Genomic DNA, 11,889 nt, shown 5'->3' on the forward strand with positions numbered 1-11,889 from the left:
GTTTCATTCATCGGCGAGGAATTGGTTGGTCATCATTTACGTTATGCAGCATGCCCGGGCTAGAGCAATTCGCCCGGGCATGCATTCTTTATTGGTACACTACGTGTTTCGTGGTGTAGCCAGCATGATTAGATTGAATCTCTGGCGTATTTCTCATCGTGACATTTTCAATGAGGGTGAGCGGTTCTCCATTCGTGAGATATAAAGAAATAGGTGCACTATCCTCAATAACGGTTTCACTAATATGCAAATTCTGAACACCATGAAAATACATAGATGCTCCTGTTCTGTGGGTTTTCCCTTTACCAACATTGAATAGATAATTGTCCTCTACGGTGACCATAGGGCCAAAGGTACTTTCGTCAAACCCACCACGATACACTGTGACCACTTCTTCTTTGATGTTGGAAAACTCATTTCCTTTTAGCGTCAGATTCTCTACGCTGTAAACCCCAAGGTCGTCGGTTTCTTTATTCAAAGACAATATTGCACCGGTAATATTGTCCATTTGCGAATTCAAAATGCTGATGGAATCTGCGAATGTACCTGGGTGAGCTTTAAAGAAGTAAAAATAACCATTAATGTCTAAATCAGTCACTTTTACGTCTTCAACTGATAATGAATAGTTAATATTCATCGAATAGCGGCTAGTACGAATAATACTGTTACCTTTGTAGTCCGGCGACGCCGCACCATCAAACCATAGGTTTTGTATTTTTAATGCACCGCCGTTTTCAATCACTATAAAGCTAGGTTTTTCTGAACGCACTAATGGCTTTTCTCCTGACTTCGCTTTCAGGGTAATTGGGTGAGTAATATGAGCAAAACGCGTTAATAGGTATTCGCCACCGTTATCTAAAACCAATACATCGCCAGCCGCACTTTTGTCTAGCGCCTTAACAAGAGTATCAATACCCGGTGCTACGTGAATTTCTCTGCCACTGTCAAATGCGACCTGACTTTCTCTCTTTTCATAATAGGGCGCGCCTGTGTCTTGCTTTTCTACCGGTAGTTTAACCTCTCCAAAGCCAATTTCATCAAGCAAAGATTGTGCTGGCACCCACAAGCCTTGTTCATTTTGAGTCACTTCATAAGGCACGGTGGTAAAACCTGATTCAATAGGGTTACTCGCTTTTTCATTTAAAACATTCCCCTTAAAACTAATACCAGACACATCGTCAAACACCGTAATAGGGTTCAAGTTTTGCTTTCCTAGAATAATGTTGTTGTGCATTTGCGAACGAGAAGGAGGCGCAGAGCGTTCTTCATCGGCCCCAGCACCAAGTTGAATATAATCACTGTCAATCACCACATTGTTATCCATCTGTGATTCGATAACCGGGTCGTAACGGTTAGGTGGCGAGTTCGGCACACCATTCATAATGACCAAGGCGCCTCTAAAGCGACGACCTGTTAGGCCATAAAGGTAGTTATTGCTTACAGTTTGGTGTTCGTTAATGATGCGAATGCCGCCAGTATTTGGCTTGCGGTTGCCCAAGAAGTAGTTGTTTTCTACTCTTGTGTAGTGGCCGTGGCGCATAGTCAGTGTGCCTTGAGCTTCAAAAAACACATTCCCTATAAACGTATTGCCACTAGACTTGTTAGAAATAATTTCATGCTCGCCATTGGTTCTATCAAAATAATTGTACTGCACCAGAGTATTGGCGTATTCACGAGAGAAGTGGCTGGTGCCTATGCGAAGGGTTTCGCCGCCATTTGCCCCTAAAACTTGCCTAGGGCCGAAGTAGTTATATTCAATCACATGGTTGTTTTTCCTACTGCCTTCGCTATTCATTCGCACCGCCACGGTTACCCCCCGATTACGCTTATTGACGAACGTGTTGTGATCAATGCGATTGTGTTTGCCATAAATTGCCAACCACAAATCTGAAAGCTGACGCTCAGGATGGCTAAAGTTATCAATGACCACGTTAGTTAGCCGAGAATAACTGGCTAACGCTGTTGGCGATGTACGAAAAGCAATAACCTCCCCAGTAGGCGTGTAACCACGGGTAAACACTAAGCCATCTACCACTAAATATTCCCCCGACAAACTTAAATTAGAACGTCCAGTAATGACGACTTCTCCCGGGGTTTGCGCCGTTAACGTAATAGGCTTGTCTTCTGTACCCTTACCTTTAAAAATAAGTTCAACATCTTTCCATTCGCCGTTGGCTAACACAATCGTATCACCTGGTTTAGCGTGGGCTACCGCACGATTGAACTCGTCAATATTGGCCACCTGCTGCGCGAAAACCGTGGCATGGATGAGCAAAAGTACCAGCGTACTTATGCCCTTTATTAGTACTGTTCTTATTAACGTCATAGGTTACTTCCTTCTTTTACGCACACTAAAGTTGAGACACTCACACGCTAGTGATTCACCTGTTGAATATAGGAAACGGCTTGAGAAACCACGGCGTCGATCGGCGCGTCCACATCAATGTGCAGGCCATATGCAGGCATCTCTAAGGTAGCCAATTGATTTTCAAGTAAACGAGCATCAAAAAAATGCCCTTTTCTGTTGGATAGCCGTGACGAAAGAAGCGCGGCACTGCCCGTCAGTACAATCCATGTGACGGGGGTGGACAGTGTGCCACTAAGGCGTTCACGGTAACGTTCTTTTAACGCGGAGCATGCCAATACTGCCCCATCCTGCTTTTCTTGGTTTGACAGCAACTCGGCTAAACGTGCTAACCATGGCCAACGGTCGTCGTCGTTGAGAGCGTCACCCCGTTGCATTTTGTCGATATTTTTTTGCGGATGATAATCGTCAGCATCAAAAAAAGGGATCGCAAGCGCCGTGCTTAAAGCTTCACCTATCGTTGATTTTCCTGTGCCTGACACGCCGGCGACAACAACAATCATGTTGCCCTCCTTAGAGTTGTTCAATAATAGCGATAACGCCGTTGGCAGAAATCACTAATGCGAAGATTAAAGATAAACCAAGAAGTAGATTTAACAGTTTCCCCGGCGTATGGGACTTCATTCGTGCTGGGTTATTCATCACCACCAATATGCCAATAATCACCAAAGGTAAAACAAACACGTTGAATACCTGGGATAAAATTTGCCCTTTAATGGGGTTAAAGCCAAACACTGGAATGATAAGCGCCACAATACAAGCAACGCCCGTAATCGCTTTAAACTGACTAGATTTTGTATCTAACTTACCGGAGCGATAATCGGCAATAAGCAGTGGCGCTATTAACAAACAGGGAAAAACAGAAGACAAGCCGGCAGCCAAGGTACCGAAAAAGAAAACCGTTAATGCCGTTTTACCTGCAATAGGCTCAAGTGCATTGACCATGTCTAACACGTGGGTAATTTTTTTCCCTTCATGAAACAGCGCACCATGGGCTACCGCCATCACAGAAGCACTAATTACGAACACCAAACACGCTGCCACAATGGCATCTTTTTTCTGCTGTTTTTGGTTTTCCATGCCCCAGCCTTTACCTTGAATAAATAAAGGCCGAGACAGGAAAGTAGCGGCTGCCATGGTGGTGCCCACAAAGGCAGCAACCATCATTTTTCCGCCCTCTATATTAGGTATTGAGGGAACAAAGCCTGCGGCAACTTCTGCTGGCATGGGATGGACGACAAGCAGCGAAAATACGAATGAAATTCCCATACAGGATACAAACATCACAAGAATTTTTTCAAATAGCGAGTACTTACCTATTAGCATTATGGCGTACATAATGCTAATAACACTGACAGCAATGGCTAAAACCAACTCATATTTGTATTGATTGAGTGAAGGGGAATACAAAGCTAGCATTTCAAAAATGATATTGGATGAAATACCTAGTATCCCCATCAGTGAATTCCACTGCCCAAAGGTCACTCCAACTATGATAAGAATGGCGATTGGTTTTCCGAATTTCAGATGCTTTCTGAACGCGTAAAGGGCGGTTTCCCCAGTCACAATAGCGTAATTACCGTACGCATAAATGAGTGCCCCTGAAAATAAGCAGCTCAAAAAGAGTACCCAGAGCAGTGACATTCCGTAAGTACTGCCCGCCACAATCATTGATGTGACACTACCTGTGCCTATGGTGTACCCAATGGCAAAGAAGGCAGGGCCAAATGCCATGAGTTTTTTAAACATTGCTAACATATTGCTACCTCTGACAACTTACCGTAATTGTTTTTTTAGCTGTAAGTGTTTACGGTGTAGGCATTGTGAATAAAGAGCCAAGTGCCCTTACCACCACTACGCCATGTATACGCCACCGTTGATATCCAAGGTAGCACCAGTGATAAAGCCGTTATATTCAGAAGCGAGAAATGCCACAGCACGAGCCACATCCATTGGATTACCCGCCCGTTTAAGCGGGATCTCACCAATGGTTTTGTTAGCCGATTCATCGGTGGTATGCGTCGCATGAAATCGCGTCCCTAATATTAAACCTGGAGTAACGGCATTGACGCGAATCCCCATGGACGCTAATTCCGCGGCCAGTGAGCGAGTGAACGTGAGTACCGCGCCCTTACTGGTTGAATAAGCTAAAGAACCACCATGCCCGCCTTTTCGCCCCGCTAGCGAGGACAAGTTCACAATGGATGCCCCTTCATCACCCTGCTTCAACAAGGGCAACATAGCGCGAGTGACCATCATCATAGAGGTCACATTCACTGCCATCACACGTTCCCAAAAGGCATTATCGATATCATCAAGGGTATGGCGCTCTACGAGGTCGCCGGTATTGTTAATAAGAATATCTAACGTAGAGGTTAGGCTTTCCACATCTTCAGCAAACTTCGCAACTGTGCTTTCTTGGGTTAAATCAGCCTGAAGCGGAATAATTTCGCCCACGCCTGAAGCGCGCACCTCATCTTGCAGTTCTTTCACCGCGTCTTTCGAGCGAAAGTAATGCACAATCACTGTTGCGCCTTGAGCTGCAAGCTCCGACGAGATTGCGCCGCCAATACCGCTGGCGCCGCCCGTCACTAGAACCCTTTTCCCAGATAATGTATTCACACCGCCCCCCACATTCATTAACAATAGCGTAAATTCGTTTCCATATTAGCGGCAGCTAAAATTACCTTTATGGCTATAAAAGCTGAAAAAAGCGTTACCGCCAAACCATAGCTAAACCGTTTTAGCTTGCGTTTTAAATTAACATAGCAATGCACCATGTCAACGGTAAAATAACCAAATTTACAACTTTAGTTTACATTAGGTTAATAATAGCAAATCAAGATAAATATAAAATACACCAAAATTATCAATGACTTATACCATAAATAATAAAAACGATTTTTATTCTTCATTGATATTCTCTAGAGAGCCAACCACTATTCCAACCTACTCCCGTATCAGTAAACCTTCCCGAAAATAAAAAACAAATTAATTCAATAGCTTAATCAAACTCCGTGTTAAATAGGGTAAATTTAATGCAACTTTTGTCTACTTTTTGGTTGACGACAAACCCATTAAATGTAAGTTTATTGTTAATTTCCTGTGCCGCAGGATTTTTTTGAAAACGATACTAAACCGGTTTATCCCGGAAATAATTACAAGCATAAGCTTCACATGAAATTTTTAATTCGGCGTTTGTGAGGTATTTAGCTGACCAGCTTTTGGAGAAGCGAAATGAATAATAGATTATCCAAACTTACCCTAGCCATTTTATCTGCCAGTACGATGGGAGCAGCCTTTCCCTCTTTGGCTCAGGAGACACCAGAATCGGAGGCATCTGATGCAGTTGAAGTCATTGAAGTGAGGGGCATCGCCAGCAGTATTGCTGAGTCTGCGAGACTCAAGCGCTTCGACTCACGTATTGTCGATGCCATTGTGGCAGAAGATATAGGTAAGCTTCCGGATAACAACATTGCTGAAGCATTGCAAAGAATTACAGGGGTGTCGATCAGTAGAGATTTTGGCGTGGGTGAATCGGTAACCATTCGCGGTATCTCACAAAACCGCGTAGAGCTGAATGGTCGTTCTACCTCTGGTAGTGGCCGTGGCGGGATTAGTTTAGACGATTTCCCTTCCAGCTTCTTAAAAACCGTTGAAGTGGTAAAATCTCCAACACCAGAAATGATTGAAGGCGCACTGGGCGGCACTATCAATATGACCACGGTTAGGCCTTTAGAACTGTCTGAGCCTCTAGTGGCCATTACTCTTGACGGCGAGTACGCTGACAAAGCCGAAAACTGGGCCCCCATGTTTACCGGTGCAGCGGGCACTAATTGGGATTTAGGTGACGCAGGTACCTTTGGTGCATCTGTGGTTATGTCCTATCAAGATCGCACCCTTCGCCGTGACGAGTTTTTCAACTTAGTTACACCGACGGAATTAGATTTGGACGGTGATGGCAATAGCGATGCGGCAAATACGCCAAGCGGTAACTACTTAGTACGCAGTCAAAATACTGTGGAACAAAAAACAGAGCAGCGAGAGCGTACCGCTTTCGGGTTATCGCTACAATGGGCACCAAAAGACACCGACGCCTTCGTATATTTGGATATTAATGCCACTGATCTTGACGGTGGTCAAGAAGCCTACTCTGTATTAAATGACAGCAAAGATTATAGCGACCTTGTGCTAGATAATGCCTACGGTGATGCACAAGGACAACTGCATAACTTTGGCTCTGGTAGCGTATTTGTTCAACCTAAAACCTGGGCCGACTTCACTACCAATGAATCTATGTCGAACGCGTTGGGTGGTGAATGGTTTATCACCGACAAAATCAAATTGTCTGGTGAAGTGGCTTACACCAAAGCCGAAAGCTTGCGTACAAATTCTGAGTTTAACTTACGCCCCATTTCCCGTGAGCAGTACGAAGAAGACGGCACTATCACTGAACACCTATTCACGATAACGATGAACCAAGATGGCGATCAGGTACCCGGCATTACTTTTTCCGATCCTGATGCCCTGTTAGATCCCAACAACCTTGCAATTCGTCAGTTTACCCATCAAAGGTATTATGAAGATAACGAAGAAACAGCAATTCGTTTTGATATTGAATACATAGAACCCATCGCAGGCTGGGACTTCCTTTCAAAAATGAAAGCCGGTGTGCGCACGACGGACAGAGATTACGAACTTGACCGTTATGATTTGCGTAATAACGGCAGCGAACTTAAAAACCTTCAAACCAGTGTCTCATACGACGGGGTTATTCGCCCAACGTGGGTGGATGAGTTTGCTGAAGCCTATGGCGGATTTAAAGAAATTAATCACGATAATTCATTCGAACAGTCGGGTATCTCTGGTAGCAATGCCCTTACGCATTATTATGTCTACGACGGTGCCGAGTTGGCCTACAACATTGATGGAACCTATGATCGCGTAAAACAAATGCTTGCGGGCAGTAGCCATGAGCTTACCGGTTCGTTAGACGATAACATGGTTCGTAATACAGGTTCGTACGCCAAGATTAACGAGGAAACCCAAGCACTATATGCACAGTTTCATCTCGATTTTGACCAATTGACTGCCGTTGTAGGCGCCCGCTACGTCAAAACAGATCTCACCTCCGATACTTACGATCAAAGCGGCAACTACGACTATTCTGACTTTTTACCTAGCATAAACGCCACCTATACCGTAACCAACGACACAATATTGCGCTTTGCCGCCGCGAAGGTAATGCGTCGACCTGAATTTGGTGAGTTAAGCCCAGCTTTAAGTGTTGATAACTCGTTGGTTACCGGTACACAAGGTTCCTATCAGCTAGACCCCTATCGTATTACGCAATATGACATTTCCGCCGAACATTATTTCGGTGACGGTGGCATGGTATCTGCCGCCTTATTCTACAAAGATGTTGAGTCATTTACTGTCGCGAGCAGCTCATGTGTCGCAGACCCCAACACCGTTGAAGGTCAAAATGTGACCGAATACGTGAACGTGTGTTTACTGGATACTGCAGGTGTAAGTCAGTCGGATGTGAATTATGTGACGGGCGATCAAGACTTAGCTTATGTAGAGGCGCAACGTGATGCTGGACTAACCGGTATTGTTATTGATACTGACATTAACGGTGGCAGTGGTGAAGTTGCTGGTATTGAGCTTGCCTATCAACAACAGTTTAGCTTTTTACCGGGTATGTGGTCTGGCCTTGGAGTCAGCACAAACTATACCTACGCGGACAGCGAGCAACCAGATGGCAACCCGCTATTAGATATATCTAATCACACCTTTAACGGCCAAATATATTGGGAGAATGCCGGCTTCCAGATTCGTTTAGCCTACAACTGGCGCGATAAATACCTAGACACGCAGGATGAAAAACGTGTTCGTCCCGTGGGCGCACTGGCCACAGGTATCTACAACCGAACGAATCCAGATGAGGCCTATTTCGACCCAACATTAGGAAATAACTACCGTGATGCACGGGGCCAGTTTGATTTTTCAGCCAGCTACGATGTTAATGACAATATTACCTTGGTTGCGAATGCCGTTAATCTTACCGGTGAACCCATTACCCAGGTGACGGAGCTAGATAGCATTTGGCAGTATAGTGAATCTGACAGACGCTTTACTTTTGGTGTAAGAGCGCGCTGGTAAACTTTCGCACGTGTCTCGCTTTATCGCCGCAGCATGCTGCGGCGTTTTAACCTTAGTTTTCATATCCCTTCTACTTCTTAATTATTTTTAACTGGAGCTTCTTATGCGTAGCAGAGATTCACTGTGGCTAATTGCCGCCATGGCAGCTGCCTTGACAACAGGATGTAGCGAAAACAGCGCGCCTTCCTCAAGCCCTAAGCGCGATGCATCATCAAAAACCGCACCGGGTGAAGTGTTTGATTTATCGTCTTGGAATATTCTCTTACCGGTAGATTTAGATAAAGACGGTAAGGCAGATAGAGTAGACAATGAAGCCTTGTCGCACTATCAGTTGAATGAGTTTTTTTATTTAGACGATGAAAATAACATGGTATTTGCGGCAGCCAACAAAGCCTTTACCTCGCCAACATCCACCAATACACGTAGCGAATTACGGCAAGTCTATGTAGGCGAAAGTGGCGAGGTGCCCAGTCTTGACGACCCTCGCAATTATTTTGCTCTGGCCTCTCATCCAAATTCAGAAGATTTCGCCGCGTTAGGCGGACGCTTAACCGCAACATTGAAAGTTAACCATGTTTCAACGAATGCAAAGTACGGCGATAAGCCCCCCGCGTATTCTGTAGTGGTAGGCCAAATTCATGCGGCAAAGTTAGATGACATGAAAACAGAGACATCAGGCTTTGGATGGGGCAATGAGCCACTAAAAATTTACTACAAGAAGTATCCGGGCCATCAAACTGGGTCAGTGTTTTGGAACTATGAGCGCAACCTGCCTGAAGCCGCGCCTAACCGCATTGATATTGCCTATGGCGTATGGGGCAATGGATGGAAAAACGACGCCGATCCAGGCGTTAACGGTATAGCCTTAGGAGAAGAATTTAGCTACATTGTTAATGTGTATGGCGATACGATGTATTTAACCTTCAGCGCCCACAACCACCCCACCGTTAACCATCAAATTAATTTAGCCGATAACATTGATGCAAATGGGCGCGTTGATGGGCACGATGATCCGATTGGCTATAAAAACGATTGGCTGTTTTTTAAGGCTGGTGCGTATAACCAATGCAGTACAAAAGATGCCCCCACATTTCGTTATCCTGCGTGCCCAGGTACCGGTGATTGGGAAACTGACAAAGCCGATGGTAACTACACCAGCGTGACATTTTCACATTTGCAGTTAGGTCATGCCCATGTGGTGGAATAAGAGGGTCAGGGTAGTTAATTTACCAATAAAGCCCCGGATGTAAGAGATGAACCAATGAACAAAAATAAAGTTAGACTGATTGATGTGGCTACAAAAGCCGGCGTGTCAAAAAGCACTGCTTCGCAGTTCTTAAATGGCCGATTTGATTTTATGTCGCTAGATACCCGCTTGCGGTTACAAAAAACGGTAGAGGAATTAAATTATGTCCCTAACAATATTGCACGCAGCTTAAAAACAAACAAGACCCGCACCCTAGGGGTTATCGTTAGGGATATATCTAGCTATTACACTAGCCAAGCTATTCGTGGCATGGACGACTACTGTAAAAGTCATGGCTATGATCTCTTCATCTATAATTCTGATTTTGAACCTCAAACAGAAAAAAATGCCCTAACCACCCTGTGTCAACTCAACGTAGACGGTGTCATTATTGCTTCATGCGGTAACAATGCAAAGCTTATTGAAGACATTTCTAACAACACTGTTCCTGTGGTTCAGTTTCAGCTAGAACATGATGATTGCGATACAGGCATTGTGGTTGCCGATTACAAGCGCGCCTCTTTTCAAGCCACCGAATACTTAATCAAGCAGGGACACAAAAATATCTGTTTTGTAACCCAAAAATTTGAAAGTGTTAAGTCTCGCCAAGAAAAATATCAGGGCTTTGTGGACGCCCACCATAAATATGATCTTCCGGTAAACGACAATCTAATCCTACATTGGGATAGAACCCATGGCTTAGACACCTCGCCTGTCGATATATTACGTTCAGACCTTGCCCCTACCGCATTTTTCACGCAGCAAATCGCCATCACCGTGGACGTATTAAAGGCGCTAGAAAAAGCCAACATTGCGATACCTGAAGCGGTGTCACTACTAGGGTTTGAAGAAATACCGATGGCTGAATTTTTTCGGGTGCCTATCACAGTAGTGAAACAGCAGCCCTATGAAATTGGGAGTGAAGCCGCACGTATGCTTATGGACAAGCTTAGCAGTGGCAAATCGTTTAATACGCGTATGTTGGTACCCTGCGAGCTTGTATTACGGGAATCGTGTTGCCCACCAAAGCCTTAATAAGTGGGAATTAATAAGAAGGTTGTAGGAATATCAATATTCTAGAATAAATTTTGATACAGTGAATGTTATCCTTATTTTGACTGTTTAACCCATGCTCTCGTTTATCACCAGTACATTACTTCCTGTACTTATTTTGCTTTTTTTTGGTTGGTTTTTTTTCCGTATTCGCTGGCTAAACGAAGCCTTTATTGAGTCCGGCTCGAAGTTGGTTTTTAATGTCGCCCTGCCGGCCTTATTGTTTTTGTCGATAAGTCAGTCTGACTTTTCCCATGCTGCGAATTTCTCTCTCATTGCTATTGGCGTAGTCGGCACCCTCGTAATGTGCGTGCTACTCATGTTGCTCGCGCACTTTACTGTCAACCCTCAAAACGCTCGTGGCGTAGTGGTTCAAGGCGGTTTTCGAGCAAACATGGGAATTATCGGGTTAGCTTATTGTGCCAATACTTACGGCTCAGAAGGATTAGCAGCAGCCTCTGTTTACATGGGCTGCGTTACTATTTTATACAACGTGGTATCGGTATTCGTGCTTAACTTCTACCAAGTAGGCTTTAGTGCACCAATGGCGCAAATTAAGGGGATAACACGAAACCCATTAATTATTTCCATTGTGGCTGCGTTACCGTTTTCATATTACCAATGGGGGTTGCCCGAAGTCGTATTAAGAACCGGCGAGTACTTTGCTCAGCTCACCCTGCCACTTGCCCTTATTTGCACAGGTGCATCCTTGCAATTTCGTTCGTTTTCCAGCGACTGGTACAATATTGTGCTAGCGACAGTCAGTAAATGTGTTGTCTATCCCGCGTTTTTGGTGGGTAGTGCCTATTTATTTGGTTTTCGAGGAATGAGCTTAGGCATCATTCTTTTACTCTCTATTTCTCCTACGGCGGCAGCTAGCTATATCATGGTACGCAATTTAGGAGGCGACCATCGCCTTGCAGCCAGTATCATCGCTGTCAGCACCCTGGCGTCACTGCCTATTACTGCCCTAGGATTTGGACTGCTTGCGGCCTGGCAATTAGTCTAAAGCTTATTTTACCTTGCAGCTTACCTTCTTCACACGCGAAGGTAAGCCCTT

8 protein-coding genes are annotated in these 11,889 nt (G+C 44.7%); 4 read left to right on the forward strand and 4 right to left on the reverse strand.

Annotated features, from left to right (window positions below; translation table 11 throughout):
* Positions 1 to 88: 88 nt before the first annotated feature.
* The 4 genes from EP13_RS15275 to EP13_RS15290 all read right to left on the reverse strand — a co-directional run bounded on the left by EP13_RS15275 (position 89) and on the right by EP13_RS15290 (position 4,987).
* Entirely contained in the window at positions 89 to 2,326 is a 2,238-nt protein-coding gene (locus EP13_RS15275) for a polysaccharide lyase 6 family protein (protein ID WP_052364445.1), read from the reverse strand.
* 47 nt (positions 2,327 to 2,373) lie between these two features.
* Complete coding sequence (locus EP13_RS15280; protein WP_044058036.1) at positions 2,374 to 2,868, reverse strand: gluconokinase; 495 nt, start codon at positions 2,866 to 2,868, stop codon at positions 2,374 to 2,376.
* A gap of 10 nt (positions 2,869 to 2,878) precedes the next feature.
* Positions 2,879 to 4,123: an Nramp family divalent metal transporter gene (locus tag EP13_RS15285; protein ID WP_044058037.1), complete on the reverse strand. Its 1,245-nt coding sequence runs from the start codon at positions 4,121 to 4,123 to the stop codon at positions 2,879 to 2,881.
* 96 nt (positions 4,124 to 4,219) lie between these two features.
* On the reverse strand, positions 4,220 to 4,987 hold the full coding sequence (locus EP13_RS15290; RefSeq protein ID WP_156026765.1) for an SDR family NAD(P)-dependent oxidoreductase: 768 nt from the start codon (positions 4,985 to 4,987) through the stop codon (positions 4,220 to 4,222).
* Positions 4,988 to 5,602: 615 nt separating this feature from the next.
* On the opposite strand from EP13_RS15290, the gene EP13_RS15295 reads away from it, so the two are divergent.
* The 4 genes from EP13_RS15295 (at position 5,603) to EP13_RS15310 (ending at position 11,838) form a co-directional block, all read left to right on the forward strand.
* A complete protein-coding gene (locus EP13_RS15295) occupies positions 5,603 to 8,530 on the forward strand; it encodes a TonB-dependent receptor (protein ID WP_044058039.1) in 2,928 nt (975 codons plus the stop codon).
* 103 nt (positions 8,531 to 8,633) lie between these two features.
* Positions 8,634 to 9,737 (forward strand): polysaccharide lyase family 7 protein, encoded by a 1,104-nt coding sequence (locus EP13_RS15300; RefSeq protein ID WP_044058040.1) that lies wholly within the window; start codon positions 8,634 to 8,636, stop codon positions 9,735 to 9,737.
* A 54-nt stretch (positions 9,738 to 9,791) separates the two neighbouring features.
* Positions 9,792 to 10,811 (forward strand): LacI family DNA-binding transcriptional regulator, encoded by a 1,020-nt coding sequence (locus tag EP13_RS15305; protein ID WP_044058041.1) that lies wholly within the window; start codon positions 9,792 to 9,794, stop codon positions 10,809 to 10,811.
* A 94-nt stretch (positions 10,812 to 10,905) separates the two neighbouring features.
* A complete protein-coding gene (locus EP13_RS15310) occupies positions 10,906 to 11,838 on the forward strand; it encodes an AEC family transporter (protein ID WP_044058042.1) in 933 nt (310 codons plus the stop codon).
* The last annotated feature ends 51 nt before the right edge of the window (positions 11,839 to 11,889 follow it).

Source organism: Alteromonas australica, assembly GCF_000730385.1.
GTDB lineage: Bacteria > Pseudomonadota > Gammaproteobacteria > Enterobacterales > Alteromonadaceae > Alteromonas > Alteromonas australica.

What these genes read in the sequence shown, in the direction of transcription:
- EP13_RS15280 (WP_044058036.1), bottom strand. Translation starts at nt 2,868, where the DNA reads ATGATTGTTGTTGTCGCCGGCGTGTCAGGCACAGGAAAATCAACGATA.
- EP13_RS15300 (WP_044058040.1), top strand. Translation starts at nt 8,634, where the DNA reads ATGCGTAGCAGAGATTCACTGTGGCTAATTGCCGCCATGGCAGCTGCC.
- EP13_RS15285 (WP_044058037.1), bottom strand. Translation starts at nt 4,123, where the DNA reads ATGTTAGCAATGTTTAAAAAACTCATGGCATTTGGCCCTGCCTTCTTT.
- EP13_RS15305 (WP_044058041.1), top strand. Translation starts at nt 9,792, where the DNA reads ATGAACAAAAATAAAGTTAGACTGATTGATGTGGCTACAAAAGCCGGC.
- EP13_RS15310 (WP_044058042.1), top strand. Translation starts at nt 10,906, where the DNA reads ATGCTCTCGTTTATCACCAGTACATTACTTCCTGTACTTATTTTGCTT.
- EP13_RS15295 (WP_044058039.1), top strand. Translation starts at nt 5,603, where the DNA reads ATGAATAATAGATTATCCAAACTTACCCTAGCCATTTTATCTGCCAGT.
- EP13_RS15275 (WP_052364445.1), bottom strand. Translation starts at nt 2,326, where the DNA reads ATGACGTTAATAAGAACAGTACTAATAAAGGGCATAAGTACGCTGGTA.